Raw genomic sequence first — 26,607 nt, 5'->3', positions numbered from 1 at the left:
CGAAAGGCCCTCGCGCGAACCGACCGTCCGTCCTGCGCGCGAGGGCCCTGAGGGATGAGCGTGTCGGCGGTGTCAGGACGTGTGGCTACGCCGCTACCGAAGGGGGCATGGGTGATCATCCTCGGGAACCGGTCCGACACCGCGCCGTCCAGAAGGTGAGGAGCCGAAGCCGCCTCGCCCCGGGCGGCGGCAGGTGGCCGTGCCCGCGCGTCGCAGGTCGACCGGCGACGCGACGAGAGGTTCCGGGCTTGGGCGGCTGCCATGCGCTCGATGCCGGGAAGCTGGCCCACCGCTGCCCCGGACGGCGACCGACGGGCGAGACGGTGACCGTCCATCCCGTCCGCCCGATTGGTGAAACCCTACAGATCCGCCCTGGCGACCCCTGCATGGCCGGTGCCATGTCACCTCAGTGACCGGTGTCACGTCTCACCAGGTGTAACCAGCATCCTTTGTTCAAAGTCTCCCAAGCCGCCATCGCACGCTTTGTCGAGCGCTGACGGTGTCCGGCGTCAGGTGCCTGGGATAGCGTCACTCCTGTCCCCGCCGTCTCCACCCGCCGGAGTGAGCCCCGCCATGAGTACCGCCGCCGCCACGTCAGCCCGCTCCGGCGAGGTCCTGGCCGACCTCCTCCCGGCCTCCCGCGTCCGCGACATCGCGCTCGTGGTCGGCGGTGCCGCGCTCACCGGACTCGCCGCCCAGATCGCCGTCCCCGTGCCGGGTTCCCCGGTCCCGGTCACTGGACAGACCTTCGCCGCGCTGCTCGTCGGCACCACTCTCGGTGCGGGCCGAGGCGCCGCCTCCCTCGCCCTGTACGCGCTGGTCGGCCTCATGGGCGTGCCGTGGTTCGCGAACGGCACCTCCGGCGTCGGCGTCTCCTTCGGCTACATCCTCGGCATGATCCTCGCCACCGCCGCCGTGGGCGCCCTGGCCCGGCGCGGCGGCGATCGCTCCACCCTGCGCATGGCCGGCACGATGCTGGTCGGCGAGGCGATCATCTACGCCGTCGGTGTCCCGTACCTCGCCGCGACCGCTCACATCTCCTTCTCCGCCGCCGTCGCCGTCGGTCTCACCCCCTTCCTGATCGGCGACGCCATCAAGGCCGCCCTGGCCATGGGTCTGCTGCCGACGGCCTGGAAGCTCCTGGACAAGTGACGCCGTAGCCGTCCGCCCAAGAGGCTCGCCGGGTCGTACTCCGACCGCACCACGGCGGGCCTCTTCCACGTCTCCCACACCTGTCCGGCCCTTCGGCCCGATCGCGGGAGCATCCTGGTCGCGGGAGCCTCCCGGCCGCCGTCATCGAGCCGCTGAGGCACCCTTCTCGAACCTGGCCCGCCGGTTGTTCCACCACAGGCCCGCCGCGCCGGCCGAGATGAGCGCGGCTCCGGCCGTGCCCAGCGGCAGGACATGGTCGGCCGGACCGGTCCGGGGCAGCTCGTCCGGCTTGCCGTCCTTCCCGCCACCGCTGTCGCCGCTGCTGTCGCCGCCGCGGTCACCGGGGTCGGTGCCCGGGGTGACCGGGCTGTTGTCGGTGCCGAGCAGCAGCGGGGTGGCGGGCTCGTTGGGCGAGGGGTTGGTCGTACCGAACGGCACCGGACCCTGCTGCCAATAGGTTTTCGAACCGTCGGAGTTCTGCACCGGCAGACAGATCTTTCCCTGCTTGCCCAGGTCGTACGTGGCGTCGATCGCGAAGTTCTTCGATTTTCCGGCCGCCAGATCGTCGATCGCGCAGGCGAAACCACTGTTCGCGCCGTCGGGAAGATCCCCTTCGGTGATTTCCGAACAACCTTCGACGTTCTTGACCGTCATGCCGTCAAAACCGACCACGAGCAAGCGGATTTCCCCGCTGGCCCTGCTTCCCTCGTTCTTCACTACACCGGTGATCTCGGTTTCCTGTGACTTGTTGTCGACTTCGATCTCCTTGGACAGCAACGTCGAGAGCTTCACTCCCGCCGACGCCGCGTCCACGGCCTTTCCGCCGTGATCGCTCAATCCCCCCTCGTCATCGGCCGATGCCGTGAAGCCGAGGACCATCACCGACGACAACGACGCGGTGAGCAGCGAACCCACGACGACGTTCCTGGACATCCTGCGACGAGAACTCATGTTCCATCCCCCTTGCGTCCCCCTGGCCGTGCCTGAATTCACGGCCTATGAAGAGGTACCACAAGATTTCTCGGCACTATGCTGGTGCGGCACGAAGTGTGACCAATGCGCGACTTTTTGGTTCTTCTGTGGCGTGAGCGATCAGTTGTTGAAGGGGGGCACGGGGGTGTCGGAAATAACGCGGGGCGGTGTTCCAGGTCTCATGGTGGCCGACCGTTATTGTCTGGTCGAAATCATTGGCCAAGGCGGAATGGGGCGGGTCTGGCGAGCAGCCGACGAAATACTCGACCGGCAGGTCGCCGTCAAGGAAATGCGCATCGGCGGCCTCGACCCGGAGGACACCCGCACCCGACGCGAGCGGACCCTGCGCGAGGCCAGGGCCACCGCCCGCATCGACCACCCCCATGTGGTGCGCATCTACGACGTCGTCGACGAGGGCGAGCGCCTCTGGATCGTGATGGAACTGGTCGACGGCCGTTCCCTGGAACGCCTGCTGGCACAGGACGGCGCCCTCGACGCACGCGGCACCGCCCGGATCGGTCTGGAACTCGTCGACGCGCTGGGCCAGGTACACGCCCAGGGCGTCCTGCACCGCGACATCAAACCGGCCAACGTCCTGATCAAGCGCACGGGCACGCACGGGGCCGTCCTCACCGACTTCGGCATCGCCGCCATCCAGGACGCCGAGGCCCTCACCATGGCCGGCATGCTCGTCGGCTCCCCCGACTACATGGCCCCCGAACGCGTCTCGGGCCGCCCCCAGGGCCCGCCCTCGGACCTCTGGTCCCTCGGCGCCACGCTCTGCGCCGCCCTCGGCGGCCGCTCCCCCTTCTCCCGCTCCACCACCCTCGCCACCCTGCACGCCGTCCTCTACGAGGAGCCGGAACTCCCCGCCGCCGCGGGTCCCCTCCACGACGTCCTCGCCGCCCTGCTGAGGAAACAGCCGGAAGCACGCCCAGGCCTGGACGAACTCGCCGAGACCCTCCGCACCATCGCCACCGGCCCCCCGGCGGACACGGGGACGGCGACGCCGGAGGCGGAGGCGGAGCCCGAAGGGCAGGCGGGGGGACCCGGAGAAGCGGCGGCGGAGGAGGTTACCGGCCCCGCACCGGAGCCGCCCTCGTACCCCGACACGGTCCTGCCCGAGCCCGGACCGACCCCCGCCCCCGTACAACCGACCCCGACGCTACGGACCCGCCCCGCCCTCGCCCCCCAGCCGCACACCCGACCCGACTCGTCTCCCGGCCCCGCCAGAAGCGAACTGCCGACGCAGCCCAGTCCCGGCCGGGTGCCACCGGCGGAATCGCCGCTCCTGGCCGGCGTGGGTCATGGAGAGCCCCGGCGGAACAGGCGCCGCACGGACCTCGTGGCGGCCACCGCCGCAGCCGTCGTGGCGCTTGCCGTGGCTGCGATCGTCGTACCGGCGACGGGCGGTTGGCCCGGCGACAGGGCCGGCAGGGACGACAAGGCGGCCTCCTCCGTCTCGCCCTCCCCGTCTCCCTCCGCCTCCGACTCCTCCCCGACCGTCGCCGGCACCTCCCGCCCGCCCACGCTCCCGCCCGGCGCCCGCACGGAGGCCGGTGTCTTCGCCTGGGTCCCGCCGGAGGGGTTCTCGCGCGAGGTGCACGCCGGCGCGGAGGTGCACTACACCTCGCCGGACGCGCGGCAGGAGATCGTCGGCAAGGCCTCCCTCGCGCGCGGCGACCTGATGGAGCAGTGGCGGGAAAAGGAGAAGAGCACCAGCGAGGGGCCGGGGTACGAACGGATCCGTCTGGAGGAGACGGAGTTCCGGGGTGAGCCCGCCGTCGTGTGGGAGTACGCCGTCACGGCCCAGGAACTGCCCTGGCGCGTCCGCTCCCTGGGCTTCAACACCGGGGGCAAGTCCTATCAACTCACCACCTGGTACCACCCCGACATCGAGGACCGGGCCCTGCCGATCTACGAGAAGGTCGAAAAGAGCTTCACACCCCTGTGACTCCATAACCCCGGTGACCCCGGTGACCCCGGTGACCGCTGTGAGCCTCCGGAACGACGAACGGGGCCCGGCGGCGCACAAGCGCCACCGGACCCCGGGCCTCGAAGGCGAGCCGGCCCGCCCCGAGTTCAGCGCACCTTGTCGGACACCTCGGCCGCGGTGCCCGTACGCCCGCCACCGACCTTCTCCTTCACCAGCGCGATACCGACGACGACCGCCGCGACCAACAGGGAGAGAAGCAGGATCTCGCGGTTGCCGTGCTCGGTGTCGGTCAGCATGTAGCCGAGGACGAAGAGGATCAGGCCGATGGTGGCCCACGTCAGATACGGGTACAGCCACATCTTCACGACGAGCTTCTCCGGCGTCTCCCGCTCGATGATGCGGCGCATCCGGAGTTGCGAGAAGCAGATGACCAGCCAGACGAACAGGGCGACGGCACCGGAGGAGTTGACCAGGAAGAGGAAGACGCCCTCGGGGAAGAAGTAGTTGAAGATGACGGCGACGAAGCCGAAGACGACCGAGGAGAGGATCGCGGCCATCGGCACGCCACGCCCGTTCGTACGGCCGAACGCGCGCGGCGCGTCCCCGCGCTCACCGAGGGAGAAGGCCATGCGCGAGGCCGTGTACAGACCGGAGTTGAGACAGGACAGCACCGAGGTGAGCACGATGAAGTTCATGATCTGCCCGGCGTGCGCGATGCCGAGGGAGTCCAGGGCGGCGACGTAGGAGCCCTTCTCCTTGATCGACGGGTCGTTCCACGGCAGCAGTGTCACCACGACGAAGATCGAGCCGAGGTAGAAGACGCCGATCCGCCAGATGATGCTGTTGGTGGACTTTGTGACCGCCTTCTGCGGGTTCTCCGTCTCGCCGGCGGCCAGGGTGGCGATCTCGCTGCCCATGAAGGAGAAGACGACCAGCAGGACGCCGATGAGGATGGCGCCCGCGCCGTTGGGCAGGAACCCGCCGTGGTCGGTCAGGTTGGCCAGCCCTGCCTTCTCGGAGTCGACCCCCGGCAGCACCCCGAAGACCGCGAGCCCACCCACCACGATGAACGCGGCGATCGCGACGACCTTGATCCCGGCGAACCAGAACTCGAACTCACCGTAGGACCCGACCGACACCAGGTTGGTGGCGGTCAGCACCACCATCACGATCAGCGCCCAGCCCCACTGCGGAACGGCCGGGATCCAGCCCTCCAGGATCACCGCACCCGCGGTCGCCTCGACCGCGAGCACGACGACCCAGAAGAACCAGTACAGCCAGCCGATGGAGAACCCCGCCCAGCGCCCGAGCGCCCGGTCGGCGTGTGCGGAGAACGAGCCCGACGTCGGGTTGGCGGCGGACATCTCACCGAGCATCCGCATCACCAGCACCACCATCGTGCCGACGAGCGCGTACGACAGGAGGATGCCGGGTCCGGCGGTGGCGATACCGGAACTCGACCCGACGAACAGGCCGGCGCCGATCACACCACCGATCGCGATCATCGACAGATGGCGGTTCTTGAGGCCGGCGTGCAGACCGGGGGAGGGGGGAGAGGAGGAGCCTGGGGTGTCTGCCTGGGACGGCAGTGTCGGCTGCGAGGTCATGGGGGGAGGTTTCCTTTGCGCCGTTGTGGGGACTTCCGTGCGTCTGCCCAGCGGTGCCCCGATGACTCTCGTGAGAGCGGGACACGCAAGTCGACAGAGGGGGCCTTGAGGGCCGCTGTAAAGATCGGTCCAGTGAATCTGAGGCAAAAGGATTCCAGAACCTTTGAATCCAGACCGCCACTTGAGGTTTTTTTGAGGTTCCGTGGTGTGGCTCACGGTTTACTGGGTCCGCACCCCGTCGTGCCGCGCCGAAACGCGCGTGTCACACTCGGACCATGCGCGTCTACCTCGGCTCGGATCACGCCGGCTACGAACTCAAGAACCACCTCGTCGAGTGGCTGAAAGCCGCCGGTCACGAGCCCGTCGACTGTGGGCCCCACATCTACGACGCCCAGGACGACTACCCGCCGTTCTGCCTCCGCGCGGCGGAGCGTACGGCCGCCGACCCCGGGTCCCTCGGCATCGTCATCGGCGGCTCCGGCAACGGAGAGCAGATCGCCGCGAACAAGGTGGCAGGCGTCCGCGCGGCTCTCGCGTGGAGCGCCGAGACCGCCGCGCTCGGGCGTGAGCACAACAACGCGAACGTGGTCGCGGTCGGCGCCCGTATGCACTCCCAGGAAGACGCGACCAAGTTCGTCGAGACCTTCCTCAACACCCCGTTCTCCGGTGACGAGCGTCACATCCGCCGCATCGACATGCTGGCGTCCTACGAGACGACGGGCGACCTGCCGCCGATCCCCGCCCACCACCCGCAGCCGTAGGCTCCGCCCTGCCCCGTCCCGCCTACGAGCTCGGGCTGCCGGGCTCGTAGGCGGCTGCGGCCAGGTAAGGCTGCACGCTTTTCAAGCCCGCACGACCGTGGTCTTTCAGGCCCGCAGGGCCTGGTCTTTCAGGGGCGCGGGGAACTGCGCGAGCAACCCCCACGCACCCGCACCCGAAAACGCACCCCCATCCCCCCAACCACCTGCCGAACCCCCGGAGGACACCGTGCCGGAGGGGCACACCATCCACCGCCTCGCAGAAGACTGCCGCACCCACTTCGGCGGCGGCGGCGGTGATGGCGCCGGTGATGGCGACGGCAGCCGAAGCGTCCACGTCACCAGCCCCCAGGGCAAGTTCGCCGACGCGGCGGCCCTCCTCACCGGCACCCCCCTCCACACCGCCGAGGCCCACGGCAAGCACCTCTTCCTGCACTTCGGCGACGCGGCCGCCGAGGAACGGGTCCACATCCACCTCGGCCTCTTCGGCAAGGTCACCTTCGGCCCCGCCCCCGCGCCCCCGCCCACGGACACCGTCCGCCTCCGGCTGCGCAACGACACGTCCTACATGGACCTCCGGGGCCCGACGACCTGCGCCCTCATCACGGACGCCGAGAAGCAGGCCGTACACGCCCGCCTCGGCCCGGACCCACTCCGCCCCGACGCCGACCCGGCCCGCGCGTACGCCCGGATCTCCCGCAGCCGTACGACGATCGCCGCGCTCCTCCTGGACCAGAAGGTGATCGCGGGCGTCGGCAACGTCTACCGCGCGGAGGTCCTCTTCCGGCACGGCATCGACCCCTACCGCACGGGCAAGGACATCACCCCGGCGGAGTGGGACGCGATCTGGGCCGACCTCGTCGCCCTGATGCGCGAGGGCGTACGCCACAACCGCATCGACACGGTCCGCCCCGAACACCTCCCGGAGGCGATGGGCCGTCCGCCCCGCGTCGACGACCACGGCGGCGAGGTGTACGTGTACCGCAGGGCCGACCTCCCCTGCCACATGTGTGGCGGCGCGATCCGCACCGCCGATCTCGCCGCCCGCAACCTCTTCTGGTGCCCGTCCTGCCAACAGCGCTGAACCCGCGCGTTCCCGCCCCGGCGTCCTGGGGTCTGCCTGTCCCCGCATTCCCGCCTGCCTCGCGGCCGACGACGGCCAGGTGACGACAGACCCCTACCGAACGGCGTTGCCCCTAGAACCCGTGCGGCAGCCAGGGCGCGAGCCCCGACGACAGCAAGCCCGTGGACGCCTCCGCCAGCGCCCCCTCCCGCAGTTGCCGCACCCGTCCGGCCGCCGCCAGGGACGCCAGGCTCACCCCACCCAGATAGGCCGCCCCCAACTCTCGTACGGACAAGGAGAGATCGGCGGCGTCGGCGGTCCGCTCGCAGGTCGCGCCCTTCGGGTCGCCGGTGAGTCGCCAACGCCCCTCGTTCCAGGGGCAGAAGGCGTCCTCGACCTCGAACACCACGTCCAGCGGTGCCTGATAGGTCCGCGCCCGCAGAGCCGCGCCGACGTCCACGAGCCGCACGTGCAGATCGTCCTGCACCCGCAGCCCACAGCGGCGGATATCCGAGACCAGATGCAGCACCGGCTCGTCCACGGCCAGCCGGTGGGCGACGACACGCGAAGTCAGGTCGATGTCGAAGAGGAACCTCCACAGCGCGGCGTGTGCCGGGGGATCCACGGCTTCCAGCGTGCTCAACAGGACGACACCCTCCGCCCCGGCAGGCCCCCAGTCGGGCTTGATCCGGAACCGCGCGTACCCGACCACCTCGAAACCGTCACCGTCGCTCCGCTCGGCCACCACACACTGCAGCGGTGACGCCCCGTCGCGGTGGCGCTCCGTGTCGAGCAGGCCCACCCGCTCCCAGCCGGGCCGCCGCTCCAGCATCCCGGGCCGCTCCGTCACCCGACGGGCGTACACCCCCTCGCACACGTCGAGGACTTCGGCGGGGTCCGCGTACCGCAGACGTACGTCATCGGTGCCGGGCGGTACGGACAGCCGCACCCGCGTGGTGTCGATGTCGGCTCTGATCCGGTGCGTGGCGATGCCGTACCCGAACCGGCCGTAGATCACCGGCTCGGACGCGGTCAGGACGGCCAGCGACTCGCCCCAGGAACGGATGTCGTCCAACTGCCGCCGCATCATGGACGTCAGGACCCCGCGTCGTCGGTGCGTGGCCGCGACGCCGACCATGGTGACGCCGGCCGCCGGGACGACGGCACCGCCCGGAACCGTGAGGCGGAAGTCGAACGCCCCCGCCGTACCCACGCATTGCTCGCCGTCCCACACACCGAGGGAGCGGTCGTACGGTGTGAGCGCCTGCCACAACTCCCGTTCCTCCGCCGGTTCGGGGGCTCCGCCGAAGGCGCGGATGAGGTTGTCGTACCAGACGTTCCAGTCTTCCTCGCGCAGCGGCCGCAGCTCAGTCGTCATACACCATGCGTAGCAGGGCCGTCCGGTACGAGCGAGTGAATTACCCCCGCACCTCGCGCGGTGGCGTGGGATCCTTCCCAGGTGCCGCACGGAGGGCGCACAGGGGCGGCAGGGCGCGTTCCGGTGTGAGATCTGTGTGAGATTCGTCGTGAACCGGCCCTCGGAAGGGGGACAAGTAGGACCTCCTGTGCACAGGGGCTGGTCCGATGGATAAGGTCCCGAACAATGGCAGCAGGACGAGAGCGGCGCGCGGCGGCCGATACGTTCACGGCCCGGATGAAGAAGCTGGTTCACCGGGCCCGCACCGGCGTGCGCAAATCCGCCGTCGACTACTTCCGCGGGGACGGCTCCGACTGGATCGCCCTGGCCGGGCTGCTGCTGATGATCCCGCTGATCGCCGGTTTCACGATCGTCAACGAGGTGTGGTTCTCACCCGCCGTCCTCGTCCTGCCCATCGTCGCCGGCGGTCTGCTGCTCCGCCCCGCCAGCCTTCTCGGTCTGTACGCCGCCGCCGCGACCGCGCTGATCGTGGAGTCGGTGCAGCTCGGCCCCTACACCGAGGGCCCGGCGCGGGTGACACCCGGCATAGTGCTCGTGGTCGCCGCCTGCGGTTTCTTCGGTCTGCTCATCGCCCAGTTCCGCAGCCGCGTCGGCGTCCCCTGGCGGCGAGGCGGCACGATGCTCTTCGACCTGCGGGAACGCATCCGGGTGCAGAGCAAGTTGCCGCAGCTTCCCGAGGGCTGGCATCGCGAGATGGCTCTGCGCCCGGCGGGCGGCCAGTCCTTCTCGGGCGACTTCGTCGTGGCCGCCCGTACGAACGGCGGCCGCACCCTCGAAGTCGTCCTCACCGACGTCTCCGGCAAGGGCATGGACGCGGGCTCCCGCGCCCTGCTCCTCTCCGGTGCCTTCGGCGGTCTGCTGGGATCGCTCCCACCGCACGCCTTCCTCCCGGCGGCGAACGGCTACCTCCTCCGCCAGGACTGGGACGAGGGCTTCGCGACCTCCATCCACCTCGTCCTCGACCTGGACTCCGGCGACTACGAACTCTTCTCCGCCGGCCACCCGCCGGGCCTCCAGCTCAGCGCCGGCACCGGCCGCTGGGAGGAGAAGGCCGCCGAAGGCCCCCTCCTGGGCGTCTACGACGGTGCCCAGTTCGACCCGGTCAAGGGATCCCTGCGCCCCGGCGACGTCCTGATGCTCTTCACCGACGGCCTCGTCGAAACCTCCGACCGGGACATCGTCGAGGGCATCGACCGCCTCACCGGCGAGGCGGACCGCTACGTCGCCGGCGGCTTCCGCGGCGCGGCCTGGCACCTCATCGAGGCGGTCGCCAAGGACGTCAACGACGACAGGGCCCTCCTCCTGATCAGCCGAGAGGGCCCTACGCCCACCAGATAGCAGGGGTCCGGCAGCGACCCGAAGGAGCGCGGGGAACCGCGCGAGCAGCCACTCACCACCCGCACACACCAACACACCGACCACCCCGAGCTCTTATGCGCAGCGAGAGACCAGGGGCGGCAGCCCCTGGGGACGGGACGGGCAGGGGCGGCGGGGGCGACAATCCAGGCCGTGACCCACCCCACACGACAGGAGCCCACCCCGATGCCAACCCCCCTCTCCCTCCCCGAAGTAGAGGCCCTCGCGAGAACCGCCCACGCCACCCAGACCGACAAGGCCGGCCACCCCTACACCGAGCACCTCCAGGCAGTGGCCCACGGCGTGGCCGCCCGCGGCGGCGGCCCGGACCAGATCGCCGCGGCCTGGCTGCATGACGCGGTGGAGGACGACGCCCTCACCGAGGACTGGTTGGCCGAGGCCCCCCTGACCCCTCGCACGAAGGCCATCGTGCTGGCCCTCACCAAACGCCCCGGCGAGCCTCCGGAGGCGTACGCCGCCCGGATCCTCGCCACCCCGGGCGCGCTCCTCGTCAAGCAGTCGGACCTCGCGCACAACGCCGACCCGGCCCGCCTCGCGGTCCTGGACGAACCCACCCGCACCCGGCTGACCCGCAAGTACGCCCACATGCGAAACCTCCTCGGCCTGCCGGACGAACCGGCGGCCGAGGAGGCGATGTGACGCGACCAGAGCGGTGAACGGGGCCACGCCCCGCGAGGCCGGGCCGTGGCCTAGGCCTTGGTACCGACCTTCCCGCGCTCACGGGCCAGCTCGGCGGCGTCCCGCTTGAACGCCCACTCCATCTTGGGCTCCATGGCGAACCGGAACATCCGCTGCACCGGCGGGGTGCACAGCAGGGTGATGACGGCCGCAGCGAAGAAGGTGACGAAGAGCTCTCCGAGCGGCTGGTAGACCCAGGAGTTCGCGTCGTACCAGTCCCAGAAGCGGGAGCCCTTCGCGAGGAACCCATGGAGCAGATAGCCGTACAGCGTGCCCGCGCCCAGGACGGTGAACCACATCTTCCGCCGGGGAACCCACGCGAAGAAGCACGTGGTGAGCGCCATGGAGCAGCCGAAGAGCGCGAAGGTCATGACGATCCCGGCCCACCACGGCGCGCCCAACTCCTGCGCGCTGTCACGGTGGTAGAACCAGGCGGAGTTCATGTGCGGGCCCACCCAGTAGGCCAGCGCCAACGCGCTCGCGGCCACCGGCACGGACAGGATCCGCACCTCACGCCGCCGCATGAACTGGAAATGCGCGGGCTTCATGAACAGACCGACCACGAAGAACGGCAGGAACTGCAGCGCGCGCTGCAGATCCAGGTCGTCGCCGATGTCGGGCGAGACCGAGGCGAGCGCCGCGATGCCGAGCGCCACCGGGATCGGCCAGCGCACCACCTTCCACAGCGGTGTCGTCAGCCGCCACACGAACAGCGCGATCAGGAACCAGGTGAGGTACCAGGGGTCCAGCAGACTGATCGGGTGCGAGGGGTCGTTGTCGGCGTACCGCTTGAAGAGGGAGTACGCGACCTCGAAGAGGACGTACGGCACCGCTATGCCGGTGATCAGCCGCCGGAGCCGGTCGGGCCGCATGTCGAAACTGCGCGAGAAGTAGCCCGAGATGATGATGAACGCCGGCATGTGGAACGTGTACACGACCATGTACAGGGCCTCGGCGGCACGGCTGTGGTCGGTCAGCGGCTCCCACGCGTGCCCCATCGCTACGAGCACGATGGCGAGGTACTTGGCGTTGTCGAAGAACGCGTCACGTTGTTTGGCCGGTCTGGCCTCCGGGGAGGCGACACTCGGGTTCGGGTGGGGGGACGAGGACTTCAGCGAGCGCGGACTCGGCACTCCGTCCGTCGGCGACTGTGGTGCGTGTGCCGGGGGGAGCGGCGCCCTGGGCCCGCCGTGCGGTCGCAGCGAGTTCGTCACAGACCCTCCCGCCGGAGACTCCGGAGGACGGTCCGAGCACTCGCTGCGCAAGTGGGGGACGAGGCAGCGGTGAACATCTGAGGCACCCTAGCGTTGGCTGTGCGATTTCGTAAAACCACCGACGTGAATCCTGTATTGAGGGGTACGTGTCACCTGCGAGTACCCAGGATTCCGTGAAGTCGTCATCGGGCAAAGCATCACCGTGCGTACACCGGAGGGCATATGACGGGGGATAACGAGCGACGGTCCGCGACCCTTCTGTCCGCATTCATCCCGACTAAATGGTGCATAACGTGCGCGGGCGACTCCGGTGGAATGTCCGGTTGACTGCCTGTCCGGGCGAGACGGCCGGTGTGTCTGTGGCAACAATTCGAATTACCTGCGGACGCGGTGTGTGTGCATGGAAACGATCACGGTGAATTCGCGCGCGACGCCCTCCCGTTGGCCGACGGTGAACGCGGGACGCGTGCGTCGCAGTGGCCGACGTTGTCCCACCAGCCGCATACGAAGGCCTGGTTGGTGGCACGATGGTTCTGGCGGGGTGCGCGTGGGGTCGGCGCCCCGGGCCGGGAGTGCGGACCGACCGAGGGTGTGATCTGTTGTGGCCATTTCGCTGTCAGTGGTGCTCTTGCTGGGGATCGTCCTGGTGGTACTGATGCGAGGAGGGACGATCAAGGCCGGCCCGGCCGTCGTCGCCATCCTCTTCGGCTTCTTCCTGGCCTCGACCGGCATGGCCGACGACATCCAGCGCTTCCTGAACTCGATAGCGGAGACGATCAACTCCATCCAGTTCTAGCGACCGGTCCTGTGACCTGCCGACCGCGCTCCGTGAGCCGGGTCGGCGGCAGCCGGGCGCCGGGCCGCAGGGCGCCGCCGGGGAGCCGGGCGCACGAAAAACCTCCGGCCCGGTCCGAGGGGTCCCTCGAAGCCGGGCCGGAGGCCGTTGGAGCGGGCGACGGGAATCGAACCCGCGTAGCTAGTTTGGAAGACTAGGGCTCTACCATTGAGCTACGCCCGCACAGCTCGCGCCGCAGGTCGCTGGACCGCGGCACAGAAGGCATCGTAGCGGGTCGGGCGCCTCCGCCGCACACCCCTTCCCGGCCGCGCCCGTCGCTGCGACGTCGCGCGCGTCCGCGCAAGCGGTGGCAGTCGTAGCAGTCGGTAAATGCGGCAACCGTACGGCCTGCGGGCATGTACCCTACGTGTCGCACCAGACGGGGTGTGGCGCAGCTTGGTAGCGCGTCCGCTTTGGGAGCGGAAGGCCGTGGGTTCAAATCCCGCCACCCCGACCACCGTGCCGGACGGCGCGCCGCCACCGGCAAGATCGCCTTTTGGGGCGTGTACCGCCTGCGGTTACTATGCAAGCTGCGCGCCCGTGTGTCTGCACTTCCACGTCTCTCAAGGGCCGCTAATCCGCTGAGGCCCCTGCCGCATCGGGCAGGGACCCGCAGAACCCCAAGAAGTCAGCCCCCAAGGAGACCGAACCGTGAAGAGCGCCGTGGAGACCCTGAACCCGACCCGGGTTCGGCTCAGCATCGAGGTGCCCTTCGAGGAGCTCAAGGACAGCCTCGACGCGGCGTACAAGAAGATCAACCAGCAGGTCACGGTGAAGGGCTTCCGCAAGGGCAAGATCCCGGCCCGCGTCATCGACCAGCGGTTCGGCCGCGGTGCGGTCCTGGAGGAGGCGGTCAACGACGCGCTTCCGAAGTTCTACACCGACGCGGTCAACGAGGCCGAGCTCAACGTCCTGGGCCAGCCCGAGGTCGACATCACGGAGCTGAAGGACGGCGAGACGCTGAACTTCACCGCCGAGGTCGACGTCCGCCCGACCATCGAGATCCCGGACTACTCCGGCATCGAGGTCGAGGTCGACGCCGTCGAGGTCACCGAGGAGGACATCGACAAGGCGGTCGAGCAGCTCCGTGAGCGCTTCGCCTCCACCTCCCCGGTCGAGCGCGCCGCCGAGGACGGCGACGTCGTGACGATCGACCTGGAGGCCAAGGTCGACGGCGAGGTCCTGGAGGACGGCGTCGCCGAGGGCGTCTCCTACACCATCGGCTCCGGCGAGCTGCTCGACGGCATCGACGACGCCGTGAAGGGCCTGGAGGCCGGTGGCGAGGCCACCTTCGGCTCCGAGCTCAAGGGCGGCTCCGCGGCCGGCAAGGAGGCCGAGGTCACCGTCAAGGTCTCCCAGGTCGCCGCCCGCGAACTGCCCGAGCTGGACGACGACTTCGCGCAGCTCGCCTCCGAGTTCGACACCCTCGAGGAGCTCAGGGCGGACAGCCGCAAGCGCCTGGAGAACATGAAGCAGTACGACCAGGCCACGCAGGCCCAGGAGCGCGTCCTGGAGAAGCTGCTGGAGCTCGTCGAGGTGCCCGTCCCCGAGAAGCTGCTCGAGGACGAGATCAACACCCGCAAGCACAACCTGGAGCACCACCAGCTCGGCCAGATGGGTCTCGACCTCGAGAAGTACCTCGAGATCCAGGGCAAGACGGTCGAGGAGTTCGACGCCGAGACCAAGGAAGCGGCCGTCAAGGGCATCAAGACCCAGTTCGTCCTCGACGAGCTGGTCTCCAAGGAGAAGCTGAACGTCAACCAGGAGGAGCTCACCGAGCACCTCATGCGCCGCGCGGCCTCCTCCGGCATGTCCCCGGACCAGTTCGCCCAGGCCGTCGTCCAGAACAACCAGGTCCAGCTCCTCGTCGGCGAGGTCGCCCGCGGCAAGGCCCTGGCCCTGGTCGTCGAGTCCTCCACGGTGAAGGACACCAACGGCGTCCTCGTCGACCTGGACGACGAGGAGGACGAGTCCGACTCCGCCGAGCAGACCGAGGAGACCCCGGCCGCCGCCGAGGCCGCCGAGGAGGCCCCCGAGGCCGCCGCCGAGGACAAGAACGAGGCCTGATCACCCCCGGTAGTCGGTGGATGGCTTTCGACGGGCCCCTGGATCACTTGTGACCCAGGGGCCCGTCGGCCTACCCGAAGGGGCGCGGGGAACTGCGCGACCAGCCACGTACGAGCCGCAGACGCGTCTGCCACGCCAGGTGCGTCGGCGAGTGCGGCGCGTTCGTGGTCCGAGCGCATGTCGCCCCCCCCACCCGGCGAGGGCTGCCGGTCGCGCAGTTCCCCGCACCCCCTTGGGAGGGCGGCCGGTGGCGACCAGGCACCCCTGCTCAACCCGGCGGAGCACATGCGCTGACAGCGAACAGTTCCCTCTGCGGGATTCACCGGCGGAGCCACCGCGTTAGGGTCCATGAATACGAGGGCGGAGCCGTCGGCGAAACGGCTCGGCCCCCGGAAGGGAAACGTGAAGACGGCCCGGCGCCGTCGTAAGACGAGCAGGTGGATACGTGACGAATCTGATGCCCTCCGCCGCCGGCGAGCCTTCCATCGGCGGTGGCCTCGGCGACCATGTCTACAACCGGCTGCTCAACGAGCGGATCATCTTCCTCGGCCAGCCGGTCGACGACGACATCGCGAACAGGATCACCGCACAGCTGCTGCTCCTTGCCGCCGACCCGGACAAGGACATCAACCTCTACATCAACAGCCCGGGCGGTTCGATCACGGCCGGTATGGCGATCTACGACACCATGCAGTTCATCAAGAACGACGTGGTGACCATCGCCATGGGTCTCGCGGCCTCGATGGGACAGTTCCTGCTCAGCGCGGGCACCCCGGGCAAGCGGTTCGCGCTCCCGAACGCCGAGATCCTGATCCACCAGCCCTCCGCGGGCCTGGCCGGCTCCGCCTCGGACATCAAGATCCACGCCGAGCGGCTGCTGCACACCAAGAAGCGCATGGCCGAGCTCACCTCCCAGCACACGGGACAGTCGGTCGAGCAGATCACCCGCGACTCGGACCGCGACCGCTGGTTCGACGCCTACGAGGCCAAGGAGTACGGCCTCATCGACGACGTGATCGCCACCGCGGCGGGCATGCCGGGCGGCGGCGGCACCGGGGCCGGGCAGGCGTGACGGCACCCGCCGGTACGCATACCCCCGTAACGCCCTCAGCCGACCGCCTCAGCCCCTCTCAGGCTCCCAGGAGACACTAGTGAACGACATCCCCGGCAGCGGCCTCTACGAAAGCGCACGCGCCCAGTACTCGGGCCCGACGGCCGAGTCCCGTTACGTCATCCCGCGCTTCGTCGAGCGCACCTCCCAGGGCATCCGCGAGTACGACCCGTACGCGAAGCTCTTCGAGGAGCGCGTGATCTTCCTCGGCGTCCAGATCGACGACGCCTCCGCCAACGACGTCATGGCACAGTTGCTGTGCCTGGAGTCGATGGACCCCGACCGGGACATCTCGGTCTACATCAACAGCCCCGGCGGCTCCTTCACGGCACTCACGGCCATCTACGACACGATGCAGTTCGTGAAGCCCGACATCCAGACGGTCTGCATGGGCCAGGCGGCCTCCGCCGCCGCGATCCTGCTGGCCGCCGGCACGCCGGGCAAGCGCATGGCGCTGCCGAACGCCCGTGTCCTGATCCACCAGCCGTACAGCGAGACGGGCCGCGGTCAGGTCTCCGACCTGGAGATCGCCGCCAACGAAATCCTCCGGATGCGCGCGCAGCTGGAGGAGATGCTGGCCAAGCACTCGACCACGCCGATCGAGAAGATCCGCGAGGACATCGAGCGCGACAAGATCCTCACGGCCGAGGACGCCCTGTCGTACGGCCTGATCGACCAGATCATCTCCACCCGGAAGATGAACAACGCCGACGTCCGCTGACGCGGTAAAGGCTGTATTGTCTGCCGCCCCTTGGCATGGTTCACATCGTTCGACCCAGTGCACGACAAGGTGCACGTCAAAGCGAACCGTGCCAAGGGGGGCCCGAACGGGGGGCCCGGCAAGGTACCGTCGACATAAGGCAGCACCAGGAGTCGTTGGACAGCAACTGTCCAGGCGTCTCCCAGGCGAAGGGGAAGCACACCGTGGCACGCATCGGTGACGGCGGCGATCTGCTCAAGTGCTCGTTCTGCGGCAAGAGCCAGAAGCAGGTCAAGAAGCTCATCGCAGGGCCCGGTGTGTACATCTGCGACGAGTGCATCGACCTCTGCAACGAGATCATCGAGGAGGAGCTCGCCGAGACCAGCGAGGTGCGCTGGGAGGAGCTCCCGAAGCCCCGCGAGATCTACGAGTTCCTCGAGGGCTATGTGGTCGGCCAGGAGGCGGCCAAGAAGGCTCTCTCCGTCGCGGTGTACAACCACTACAAGCGGGTCCAGGCCGGCGAGAACGGCGGCGGTCAAAGCCGCGAGGACGCCATCGAGTTGGCGAAGTCCAACATCCTGCTGCTGGGTCCCACGGGCTCCGGCAAGACCCTCCTCGCCCAGACCCTCGCCCGCATGCTGAACGTCCCGTTCGCCATCGCCGACGCGACGGCGCTGACGGAGGCGGGATACGTCGGCGAGGACGTCGAGAACATCCTGCTGAAGCTCATCCAGGCGGCCGACTACGACGTCAAGAAGGCCGAGACCGGGATCATCTACATCGACGAGATCGACAAGGTGGCCCGAAAGAGCGAAAACCCCTCAATCACGCGCGACGTGTCGGGTGAGGGCGTACAGCAGGCCCTCCTCAAGATCCTCGAAGGCACGACGGCCTCGGTCCCGCCGCAGGGCGGCCGCAAGCACCCCCACCAGGAATTCATCCAGATCGACACGACGAACGTCCTGTTCATCGTGGGCGGCGCCTTCTCGGGCCTGGAGAAGATCATCGAGTCCCGGGCCGGCGCGAAGGGTATCGGCTTCGGCGCGACGATCCGCTCGAAGCGCGAGCTGCAGTCCAAGGACCAGTTCGAGGACGTCATGCCGGAAGACCTGGTGAAGTTCGGCATGATCCCGGAGTTCATCGGCCGCCTGCCCGTCATCACCTCGGTCCACAACCTGGACCGCGAGGCCCTCCTCCAGATCCTCATCGAGCCCCGCAACGCCCTGGTGAAGCAGTACCAGCGCCTCTTCGAACTCGACGGCGTCGAGCTGGACTTCGAGCGCGAGGCCCTGGAGGCCATCGCCGACCAGGCGATTCTGAGGCAGACGGGCGCCCGAGGCCTCCGGGCCATCATGGAAGAAGTCCTCATGTCCGTGATGTACGAGGTCCCGTCCCGCAAGGACGTGGCCCGAGTCGTCATCACGGCGGACGTCGTCCACTCCAACGTGAACCCGACGCTTATTCCCCGCGACGCGCGCGGGCGGGGCCCGGGGGAGCAGAAGACGGCGTAACTCCTCGGTACCAGCCACACGTTGAAGGGCCCCGGTCAGCCGACCGGGGCCCTTCGGTGTCGACGAAAACGTCAGGCCTTGACGCGCACGTCCTTACGGAAGTTGGCCGCCTTGTCGGCGGCGCCGCTCAGGTCGGCACTCTTGCCCGCCATCGCGGAGGCCAGGTCGGCGTAGATGAAGACGCCGAGGGTGCTGTGGTCGCCCCAGATGCACACCGGCATGCTCATCTCGCTGGGACCACCGGACGAGGAGTCGCCCTTGATCTTGGTCGCCTGGCACTTGAGGACCGCGCCGTCCAGGGCACTGGGCGTGAACGCCTCGGGGCTGCCCACGAGCTCACCCGTCTTGGAGGAGTCCTTGCTCGCTTCCTTCTTCATGTCGGCGAACATGGCGTCGACGACCGACTCGGGGTCGTCGATCTCGCCGTAGACACCCATGAAGTTGATCATCTGTGCGGCCAACGGGTTGCTCTCATCCCCGGCCTGGTATTGGGCACCCACGTCCTTGGCGTTCTTCACGCCGTGGTCTTCGGCTTCCTTGATGTCGTCCTCGTTGAAGCCACTGCTGTCGGAGCTGTCGGACTTCTTGAACTCGTCGTTGAGCACCGCCGCCGGCGTGGTCAGCTTGTGCGGGCCGTCGTCCGCGATGTCCGCGCCGGCGCCGCCGCCGAAGACGAAGTACGCGCCCACGGCGACCGCGGCCACGACCGCCACCGCGCCGAGGATGATGCCGACCTTCTTGCCGCCACCGCCGGAGGCGGCCGGAGGCTGAGGCACTGTCGGGTAGCCCGGCTGCTGCTGGCCGTACGGGGACTGCTGGCCGTACGCCTGCTGCTGGCCGTAGGGCGGGGTCTGGGGCGGAACGCCCTGGGGGGACTGCTGGGGGTACCCGTAGCCCGGCTGCTGCGGAGGCGCCTGCTGCGGGTAGCCGTAGCCGGGCTGGGGGGCGGCCTGCGGCGGCTGCTGGCCGTAGGGGCCGGGCTGGCCGCCAGGCTGACCGTACGGCCCGGGCTGCTGGGGCTGCCCGCCGTACGGGCCCGGCTGGTTGTGACTCATTTCTGGGTTCCCCTCCAGATGCTTATGTGGTTCCGACATCCTGACGCAGCCATGACGTGCGGGAAGCACCGGGGGTCACACCGTTACCGAAGAATCGAGTTTCGGGACCGCCCCGTAACACCCCTAAACTGAGCGCGTGACCGAGAACGCTCAGCAGCAGCCACCAGCGCCCGCCACCGATCTGCCGACCCAGTACGCGCCGGCCGATGTAGAGGGGACGCTGTACGAGCGCTGGGTAGACAAGGGTTACTTCGCGGCTGACGCCAAGAGCGACAAGCCCGCATACACCATCGTCATCCCCCCGCCGAACGTCACCGGCAGCCTGCACCTCGGGCACGCCTTCCAGCACACCCTCATGGACGCCCTCACGCGCCGCAAGCGCATGCAGGGTTACGAGTCCCTGTGGCTCCCCGGCATGGACCACGCCGGTATCGCCACGCAGAACAAGGTCGAGCAGCAGCTCGCCGAAGAGGGCAAGTCCCGCCACGACTTGGGACGCGAGGAGTTCGTCGAGCGCGTCTGGCAGTGGAAGGAGGAGTACGGCGGCAGGATCCTCGGCCAGATGCGTCGGCTGGGTGATGGTGTCGACTGGGACCGTGAGCGGTTCACGATGGACGAGGGGCTGTCCAAGGCCGTCCTCACCATCTTCAAGCGGCTCTACGAGGACGAGCTGATCTACCGCGCCGAGCGCATCATCAACTGGTGCCCGCGCTGTCTGACGGCCATCTCGGACATCGAGGTCGAGTACCAGGAGGACGCCGGCGAGCTGGTCTCCATCCGGTACGGAGAAGGGGACGACTCCCTCGTCGTCGCCACCACGCGAGCCGAGACGATGCTCGGTGACACCGCCGTCGCCGTCCACCCGGACGACGAGCGGTACCGGCACCTCATCGGCAAGCAGATCAAGCTGCCGCTGACCGACCGCACCATCCCGGTCGTCGCCGACACCCATGTCGACCCGGAGTTCGGCACCGGCGCGGTCAAGGTGACCCCGGCGCACGACCCGAACGACTTCGCGATCGGCCAGCGCCACGACCTGCCGTCGCTGACCGTCATGGACGAGCACGGCATCATCACCGTCCACGGCCCCTTCCTCGGCCTGGACCGCTTCGAGGCCCGCTCCACCATCGTCGGTGCCCTGCGCGAGCAGGGCCGGATCGTCGCCGAGAAGCGTCCGTACGTCCACTCCGTCGGCCACTGCTCGCGCTGCAAGACCACGGTCGAGCCGCGGCTGTCCATGCAGTGGTGGGTCAAGGTCGGTCCGCTCGCGCAGGCCGCGGGCGACGCCGTCCGCGACGGCCGGGTGAAGATCCACCCTGCTGAGATGTCGAAGCGGTACTTCGACTGGGTCGACAACATGCACGACTGGTGCATCTCGCGTCAGTTGTGGTGGGGCCACCGCATCCCCATCTGGTACGGCCCCGACGGCGAGGTCGTCTGCGTCGGCCCGGACGAGGAGCCGCCCGGCACCGAGGCCGAGGGCTGGAAGCAGGACCCGGACGTCCTCGACACCTGGTTCTCGTCCGGCCTGTGGCCCTTCTCCACGCTGGGTTGGCCGGAGCAGACCCCGGACCTGGAGAAGTTCTACTCGACCGACGTCCTGCTCACCGGCCACGACATCATCTTCTTCTGGGTCGCCCGGATGATGATGTTCGGCCTGTACGCCATGGAGGGGGTCGCCCCCTTCCACACCATCGCCCTGACCGGTCTCGTCCGCGACGAGTTCGGCAAGAAGATGTCCAAGTCCAACCCGAACGCGGTGGACCCACTGGACTGGATGAACGCGTACGGCTCCGACGCCGTCCGCTTCACCCTCGCCAAGGGCGCCAACCCGGGGGCGGACGTCCCGATCGGCGAGGACTGGGTCCAGGCCTCCCGCAACTTCGCCAACAAGATCTGGAACGCCACCCGCTTCGCGCTGATGAACGGCGCGACGGTGGAGGGGCCGCTGCCGGAGGCGTCGAAGCTCTCGGCGACCGACCGCTGGATCCTCGCCCGCCTCAACGAGACGGTCGAGCAGGTCGACGCGTACTACGAGGACTTCCAGTTCGCGAAGCTCAGCGAGGCGCTGTACCACTTCGCCTGGGACGAGGTCTTCGACTGGTATGTCGAGCTGTCCAAGACGACGTTCCAGGCGGGCGGCGAGCCGGCCGAGGTCAGCAAGCGCGTCCTGGGCGAGGTCCTGGACGTCACCCTGCGCCTCCTCCACCCGGTCATCCCGTTCGTCACGGACACCCTGTGGACGACGCTGACCGGCGGCGAGTCCCTCGTCATCGCCGACTGGCCCGGTGACAGCGGCTTCCGCGACGACGCCGCCGAGCGCGAGATCGAGCTGGTCCAGCAGGTCGTCACCGAGGTCCGTCGGTTCCGCGCCGACCAGGGTCTCCAGCCCGGCCAGCGCGTCCCGGCCCGCCTCACGCTCGACGGCACGGCGCTGGCCCCGCACGAGGCCGCGATCCGTCAGCTCCTGCGCCTCCAGCCGGAGGGCGAGGGCTTCGCGGCCACAGCGACCCTGCCGGTGGCGGGCGCGGAGGTCGCCCTCGACCTCTCCGGCGTCATCGACGTCGCCGCCGAGCGCAAGCGCCTCGCCAAGGATCTCGCCGCGGCGGAGAAGGAGAAGGCCCAGGCCACGGCCAAGCTCGGCAACGAGGCGTTCCTCGCGAAGGCCCCGGACCAGGTCGTGGACAAGATCCGCGGACGGCTCGCCAAGGCGGACGAGGACATCGCGCGGATCGCCGCGCAGCTGGACCGGCTGCCGAAGGCGTAACCCTCCGGGCACGCCCGCTGAAGGCCCCCGGCGTTTTCTGGGTTTCTGGGCACCGGGGGCCTGCCGCTGAGAGCACTGGGCTTCGCTCACCGGCACGACTGCCCGTAGTCGAGTACGGCGGGTCGGGGCCCGCAAGGGCAAGGGGCGCGGGGAACTGCGCGCCCAGCCACAGCCCACCCGCAGTCGCCCAACAACGCGCACCCCCGACCCACGAGGCGCCCGAGGTTCGGCGGAGCCCGACTCGTAGACTGACCCCGTGAGCGAACGCAGTGACCAGCAGCCCGAGCCGATCGACCCGTTCGAGGAGATCATCGCCGCGGAGACCGACCGGGATCCGGACCTCGCGGTGATCGAGGCCGGCAGCCGTACCCTGCGTGCCCAGGGCGGCGCTCCGCAGGGCGACGTACCGACGCGCCCCACCGACCCGGCGGTCGACAAGGCCCTGCGCGAGGTCGAGGCGGACCTCGCGACCCGCTGGGGCGAGACCAAGCTGGAGCCCTCGGTCCAGCGGATCGCCGCGCTGATGGACGTCCTGGGTGAGCCGCAGCGCACGTACCCCTCCATCCACATCACCGGCACCAACGGCAAGACCTCCACCGCCCGCATGATCGAGGCCCTCCTCGGCGCCTTCGAACTGCGCACCGGCCGGTACACCTCCCCGCACGTCCAGTCGATCACCGAGCGGATCAGCCTCGACGGCGCGCCCATCTCGGCGGAGCGGTTCATCGAGACGTACGAGGACATCAAGCCGTACGTCGAGATGGTCGACGCCGGCCAGGAGTACCGGCTCTCCTTCTTCGAGGTGCTGACCGGCATGGCGTACGCCGCCTTCGCGGACGCGCCCGTGGACGTGGCCGTCGTCGAGGTCGGTATGGGCGGCAGCTGGGACGCCACGAACGTCATCGACGGGGACGTCGCCGTCGTCACCCCCATCGACCTCGACCACACCGACCGCCTGGGTTCGACGCCCGCCGAGATCGCCGTCGAGAAGGCCGGGATCGTCAAGCAGGACGCGACGGTGATCCTGGCGCAGCAGCCGGTCGACGCGGCGCAGGTGATGCTGAAGAAGGCCGTGGAGGTCGACGCGACGGTGGCCCGGGAGGGCCTGGAGTTCGGCGTCGTCTCGCGCCAGGTCGCCGTCGGCGGACAGATGCTCACCCTGCGCGGCCTGGGCGGCGAGTACCCCGAGGTCTACCTCCCGCTGCACGGCCCGTACCAGGCGCACAACGCGGCCGTCGCCCTCGCCGCGGTCGAGGCGTTCTTCGGCGTCGGTTCGCAGCGGCCCGAGCCGCTCGACATCGACACGGTCCGCAAGGCCTTCGTGGCCGTCTCCTCGCCGGGCCGGCTGGAGGTCGTACGGCGGTCCCCGACCGTCGTGCTCGACGCCGCCCACAACCCGGCGGGCGCGCGGGCCACGGCCGAGGCGGTCGGTGAGGCGTTCGACTTCAGTCGGCTGATCGGCGTCGTCGGGGCCAGCGGCGACAAGAACGTACGGGGTCTCCTGGAGGCCTTCGAACCGATCTTCGCCGAAGTCGTGATCACACAGAACTCCAGCCATCGCGCGATGGACGCCGACGAACTGGCCGGGATCGCGGTCGAGGTGTTCGGCGAGGAGCGGGTGCAGGTCGAGCCGAGGCTGCCCGACGCCCTGGAGGCGGCGATCACACTCGCCGAGGAGGAGGGCGAGTTCGCGGGCGGCGGCGTCCTCGTCACCGGTTCCGTCATCACCGTCGGCGAAGCCCGGCTGCTACTGGGGAAGGGCTGAGTCTCCCACCATGCGTACTCTCTGTGCGTCCACCCTGATCGGCGAGTTCTTCGTGATCGGCTTCGCCGGCCTGGTCGCCATGAAGGACCCGGACCTGTCCATGACGACGGTCTGGACGGTCAGCGGCATCGCCATGTTCCTGTGCGTCGTGCTGTGCGGTCTGGTCACCCGACCCGGTGGTGTCCAGCTCGGCTGGGCGCTGCAGATCGGGCTGATCGCCTCCGGGTTCTTCGTCCCCACCATGTTCTTCATGGGCGCGGTCTTCGCCGCCCTGTGGTGGGCCTCCGTCCACTTCGGGCGCAAGGTCGACGAGGCCAAGGCCCGGTTCGCGGCGCAGGCCTCCACCGAGGCCGGCGCCGAAGCCTCCTGAGACCGGGGCCTGGCCGCAGCCTCTCCCGGCCGCGGCCTTCTCCGGCCCCAGCCTCCCCGCCCGGCCTTATCCGGCCCCAGCCCTCCGCCCCAGCCTTCTCCGGCCGCAGCCTCCCCCCAGTCGCGTCCCCGTCCGGAGCGGGCCGGCGCCGCCCCTCGTAGCCCATGCTTTCCTGACGCTGCGTAATTCGGCGTCGGACTCGCCCTGTAGCCTCTGAGCTCCGCACCCTTGTGAATTGAAGGAGTCACCACCGTGAGCCAGCGCACCCTCGTCCTGCTCAAGCCCGACGCCGTCCGGCGCGGTCTGACCGGCGAGATCATCAGCCGCATCGAGCGGAAGGCCGGCTGGCAGATCACCGCGCTGGAGCTGCGGACCCTTGACCAGGAGACGCTGGAGCAGCACTACGGCGAGCACAAGGGCAAGCCGTTCTACGAGCCGCTGGTCGCGTTCATGGCCTCCGGGCCGGTCGTCGCGCTGGTCGTCGAGGGCGAGCGCGTCATCGAGGGTGTGCGGGCGCTGGCCGGTCCGACCGACCCGATCGCCGCCGCACCGGGGTCCATTCGCGGTGACTACGGTGTGATCGTGCGCGAGAACCTGATCCACGCCTCGGACTCCGAGGAGTCGGCCGAGCGCGAGCTGAAAATCTTCTTCCCCGGGCGCGCGTAACGGCGTTCACGACGGCGTTCACGACGGCGGGGGCCGGTGGGTTCGCCCGCCCCCGCTGCCCTTACCCTTCTCGCAACACGGCCACCACCCACACGGCCTACCCCGCCTGACCAGCCAAACCCGCGAAAATCCGGCCGTACAACGGCATATGCGCGGCGATCGGGGGAACGCGCACCACCGATGGATCGTCTCCAGAGGCGAGGCGGCGCATCGCATGCCCACAATGGCGAAGACCCTCGCGCAGTGTTCGTGCGGGCGAGACTACGATGTAAGCCTTCACGTCACAGCACCCACTTCGCCGACCCTGAAAAGCCCTGAAACGCCCTCAAAAGCCGTCAGGGCTCCAGTGGGAAGGCCAGACGAATCCTGATGGGGAACTCAATGTCGTTCATCGGCCGTGACATGGCTGTCGACCTCGGGACCGCCAACACGCTGGTGTACGTCAGGGGTCGCGGGATCGTACTGAACGAGCCGTCCGTCGTCGCGATCAACACCAACACCGGTGGCATCCTCGCGGTCGGCGCGGAGGCGAAGAAGATGATCGGGCGGACCCCGGGCAACATCGTTGCCGTACGTCCGCTGAAGGACGGCGTCATCGCCGACTTCGAGATCACCGAGCGGATGCTCCGCTACTTCATCCTGAAGATCCACAAGCGGCGGTATCTCGCCCGTCCTCGGGTCGTCGTCTGCGTGCCGTCCGGCATCACCGGTGTCGAGCGTCGCGCCGTCATCGAGGCGTCCTCCCAGGCCGGCGCCCGTCAGGTGCACATCATCGAGGAGCCCATGGCCGCGGCCATCGGCTCCGGCCTGCCGGTCCACGAGGCCACGGGCAACATGGTGGTGGACATCGGCGGCGGCACCACGGAGGTCGCGGTCATCTCCCTCGGCGGCATCGTCACCGCCCAGTCCATCCGCGTCGCGGGCGACGAGTTGGACAACGCGATCATCCAGCACATCAAGAAGGAGTACTCGCTCCTCCTCGGTGAGCGGACGGCCGAACAGATCAAGATCACGATCGGTTCGGCGTACGACCTCGACGCTGACGAACACACCGAAATCCGCGGCCGGGACCTGGTGTCCGGGCTGCCCAAGACCGTCGTCATCTCCGCCGCCGAAGTGCGGAAGGCGATCGAGGAACCCGTCAACGCCATCGTCGACGCCGTCAAGACGACCCTCGACAAGTGCCCGCCGGAGCTGTCCGGGGACATCATGGACCGCGGCATCGTCCTCACCGGCGGTGGCGCCCTGCTGCGCGGTCTCGACGAACGGCTGCGGCGCGAGACCGGAATGCCGATCCATATCGCCGAGGACCCGCTGGACAGCGTGGCACTCGGTTCCGGTAAGTGTGTCGAGGAGTTCGAGGCGTTGCAGCAGGTGCTCGACGCCCAGCCGCGCAGATGACGTCATCCTTCGATTCCGCCGTACGGGACGTTCTCATCTCGTGCGGCGGATCGTTGATATAGAGGCACAAGCTCCCACAAAGCGCCCCTGTGGTTCCCCTTCACGGGATTCCAGGGGCTATCCGAATTCCCCAATTCCTGTCGAATTCCTATGAGGAAGGCACG

21 protein-coding genes and 2 tRNA genes are annotated in these 26,607 nt (G+C 69.0%); 17 read left to right on the top strand and 6 right to left on the bottom strand.

Features of this window, described 5'->3' with window-relative positions; translation table 11 throughout:
• Nucleotides 1–573: 573 nt before the first annotated feature.
• Nucleotides 574–1,152: a biotin transporter BioY gene (locus ACFY9I_RS03425; RefSeq protein WP_390996030.1), complete on the top strand. Its 579-nt coding sequence runs from the start codon at nt 574–576 to the stop codon at nt 1,150–1,152.
• Nucleotides 1,153–1,293: 141 nt separating this feature from the next.
• On the opposite strand, the gene ACFY9I_RS03420 is transcribed toward ACFY9I_RS03425, so the two are convergent.
• Complete coding sequence (locus ACFY9I_RS03420) at nt 1,294–2,103, bottom strand: cell wall protein (RefSeq protein WP_390996027.1); 810 nt, start codon at nt 2,101–2,103, stop codon at nt 1,294–1,296.
• 250 nt (nt 2,104–2,353) lie between these two features.
• Here ACFY9I_RS03420 and ACFY9I_RS03415 point away from each other — a divergent pair, with 250 nt between their 5' ends.
• Entirely contained in the window at nt 2,354–4,078 is a 1,725-nt protein-coding gene (locus ACFY9I_RS03415; RefSeq protein ID WP_390996026.1) for a protein kinase, read from the top strand.
• 128 nt (nt 4,079–4,206) lie between these two features.
• Here ACFY9I_RS03415 and ACFY9I_RS03410 read toward each other — a convergent pair whose 3' ends face one another.
• Nucleotides 4,207–5,667: an amino acid permease gene (locus ACFY9I_RS03410; protein WP_390996023.1), complete on the bottom strand. Its 1,461-nt coding sequence runs from the start codon at nt 5,665–5,667 to the stop codon at nt 4,207–4,209.
• Between the two features lie 275 nt (nt 5,668–5,942).
• Here ACFY9I_RS03410 and ACFY9I_RS03405 point away from each other — a divergent pair, with 275 nt between their 5' ends.
• Nucleotides 5,943–6,428: a ribose-5-phosphate isomerase gene (locus ACFY9I_RS03405; RefSeq protein WP_220648786.1), complete on the top strand. Its 486-nt coding sequence runs from the start codon at nt 5,943–5,945 to the stop codon at nt 6,426–6,428.
• A 226-nt stretch (nt 6,429–6,654) separates the two neighbouring features.
• Nucleotides 6,655–7,509: a DNA-formamidopyrimidine glycosylase family protein gene (locus ACFY9I_RS03400; RefSeq protein WP_390996019.1), complete on the top strand. Its 855-nt coding sequence runs from the start codon at nt 6,655–6,657 to the stop codon at nt 7,507–7,509.
• A gap of 112 nt (nt 7,510–7,621) precedes the next feature.
• Here the strand turns inward: ACFY9I_RS03400 and ACFY9I_RS03395 are convergent, their stop codons facing one another.
• Complete coding sequence (locus ACFY9I_RS03395; protein ID WP_390996016.1) at nt 7,622–8,866, bottom strand: GNAT family N-acetyltransferase; 1,245 nt, start codon at nt 8,864–8,866, stop codon at nt 7,622–7,624.
• Between the two features lie 225 nt (nt 8,867–9,091).
• Here ACFY9I_RS03395 and ACFY9I_RS03390 point away from each other — a divergent pair, with 225 nt between their 5' ends.
• Together ACFY9I_RS03390 and ACFY9I_RS03385 are read left to right on the top strand one after the other, a co-directional pair.
• Entirely contained in the window at nt 9,092–10,264 is a 1,173-nt protein-coding gene (locus ACFY9I_RS03390; RefSeq protein WP_390996013.1) for a SpoIIE family protein phosphatase, read from the top strand.
• A 204-nt stretch (nt 10,265–10,468) separates the two neighbouring features.
• The gene (locus tag ACFY9I_RS03385) at nt 10,469–10,942 is read left to right on the top strand and encodes an HD domain-containing protein (RefSeq protein WP_390996011.1); all 474 of its coding nucleotides are present in this window, start codon (nt 10,469–10,471) and stop codon (nt 10,940–10,942) included.
• Between the two features lie 50 nt (nt 10,943–10,992).
• Here the strand turns inward: ACFY9I_RS03385 and ACFY9I_RS03380 are convergent, their stop codons facing one another.
• Nucleotides 10,993–12,195, bottom strand: a complete 1,203-nt coding sequence (locus ACFY9I_RS03380; protein WP_390996008.1) for an acyltransferase family protein — start codon at nt 12,193–12,195, stop codon at nt 10,993–10,995.
• Between the two features lie 601 nt (nt 12,196–12,796).
• Between ACFY9I_RS03380 and ACFY9I_RS03375 the strand changes: the two genes are divergently transcribed.
• Nucleotides 12,797–12,991 carry a hypothetical protein gene (locus ACFY9I_RS03375; protein WP_149830573.1) on the top strand — a complete coding sequence of 65 codons (195 nt, stop codon included), beginning with the start codon at nt 12,797–12,799 and terminating at the stop codon, nt 12,989–12,991.
• A gap of 148 nt (nt 12,992–13,139) precedes the next feature.
• On the opposite strand, the gene ACFY9I_RS03370 is transcribed toward ACFY9I_RS03375, so the two are convergent.
• Nucleotides 13,140–13,213: transfer RNA gene (locus ACFY9I_RS03370), tRNA-Gly, on the bottom strand.
• A 197-nt stretch (nt 13,214–13,410) separates the two neighbouring features.
• On the opposite strand from ACFY9I_RS03370, the gene ACFY9I_RS03365 reads away from it, so the two are divergent.
• The 5 genes from ACFY9I_RS03365 (at nt 13,411) to clpX (ending at nt 18,419) form a co-directional block, all read left to right on the top strand.
• Nucleotides 13,411–13,487, top strand: a tRNA-Pro gene (locus tag ACFY9I_RS03365).
• Nucleotides 13,488–13,681: 194 nt separating this feature from the next.
• Complete coding sequence (gene tig, locus ACFY9I_RS03360; protein WP_390996005.1) at nt 13,682–15,097, top strand: trigger factor; 1,416 nt, start codon at nt 13,682–13,684, stop codon at nt 15,095–15,097.
• 457 nt (nt 15,098–15,554) lie between these two features.
• Nucleotides 15,555–16,169 (top strand): ATP-dependent Clp protease proteolytic subunit, encoded by a 615-nt coding sequence (locus ACFY9I_RS03355; RefSeq protein WP_189781525.1) that lies wholly within the window; start codon nt 15,555–15,557, stop codon nt 16,167–16,169.
• A gap of 79 nt (nt 16,170–16,248) precedes the next feature.
• Entirely contained in the window at nt 16,249–16,929 is a 681-nt protein-coding gene (locus tag ACFY9I_RS03350; RefSeq protein WP_390996003.1) for an ATP-dependent Clp protease proteolytic subunit, read from the top strand.
• Between the two features lie 203 nt (nt 16,930–17,132).
• Nucleotides 17,133–18,419, top strand: a complete 1,287-nt coding sequence (gene clpX / locus ACFY9I_RS03345) for an ATP-dependent Clp protease ATP-binding subunit ClpX (RefSeq protein ID WP_390996000.1) — start codon at nt 17,133–17,135, stop codon at nt 18,417–18,419.
• A gap of 71 nt (nt 18,420–18,490) precedes the next feature.
• On the opposite strand, the gene ACFY9I_RS03340 is transcribed toward clpX, so the two are convergent.
• On the bottom strand, nt 18,491–19,474 hold the full coding sequence (locus ACFY9I_RS03340) for a hypothetical protein (protein ID WP_390995998.1): 984 nt from the start codon (nt 19,472–19,474) through the stop codon (nt 18,491–18,493).
• A gap of 136 nt (nt 19,475–19,610) precedes the next feature.
• Between ACFY9I_RS03340 and ACFY9I_RS03335 the strand changes: the two genes are divergently transcribed.
• The 5 genes from ACFY9I_RS03335 (at nt 19,611) to ACFY9I_RS03315 (ending at nt 26,443) form a co-directional block, all read left to right on the top strand.
• The gene (locus ACFY9I_RS03335; RefSeq protein ID WP_390995995.1) at nt 19,611–22,241 is read left to right on the top strand and encodes a valine--tRNA ligase; all 2,631 of its coding nucleotides are present in this window, start codon (nt 19,611–19,613) and stop codon (nt 22,239–22,241) included.
• A 256-nt stretch (nt 22,242–22,497) separates the two neighbouring features.
• Nucleotides 22,498–24,006: a glutamate ligase domain-containing protein gene (locus tag ACFY9I_RS03330; protein WP_390995992.1), complete on the top strand. Its 1,509-nt coding sequence runs from the start codon at nt 22,498–22,500 to the stop codon at nt 24,004–24,006.
• 10 nt (nt 24,007–24,016) lie between these two features.
• Nucleotides 24,017–24,376 (top strand): DUF4233 domain-containing protein, encoded by a 360-nt coding sequence (locus ACFY9I_RS03325; protein ID WP_390995990.1) that lies wholly within the window; start codon nt 24,017–24,019, stop codon nt 24,374–24,376.
• Nucleotides 24,377–24,628: 252 nt separating this feature from the next.
• Nucleotides 24,629–25,042, top strand: coding sequence for a nucleoside-diphosphate kinase (ndk, locus tag ACFY9I_RS03320; RefSeq protein ID WP_390995988.1), 414 nt, complete (start codon nt 24,629–24,631; stop codon nt 25,040–25,042).
• A gap of 381 nt (nt 25,043–25,423) precedes the next feature.
• A complete protein-coding gene (locus ACFY9I_RS03315; RefSeq protein ID WP_004931372.1) occupies nt 25,424–26,443 on the top strand; it encodes a rod shape-determining protein in 1,020 nt (339 codons plus the stop codon).
• Nucleotides 26,444–26,607: the final 164 nt, after the last annotated feature.

The sequence above is a fragment of the Streptomyces sp. NPDC012510 genome (assembly GCF_042955065.1).
Lineage (GTDB): Bacteria > Actinomycetota > Actinomycetes > Streptomycetales > Streptomycetaceae > Streptomyces.
The sequence above is the reverse complement of the archived record's forward strand: the minus strand, read 5'-3'. Positions and strand labels throughout refer to the sequence as shown.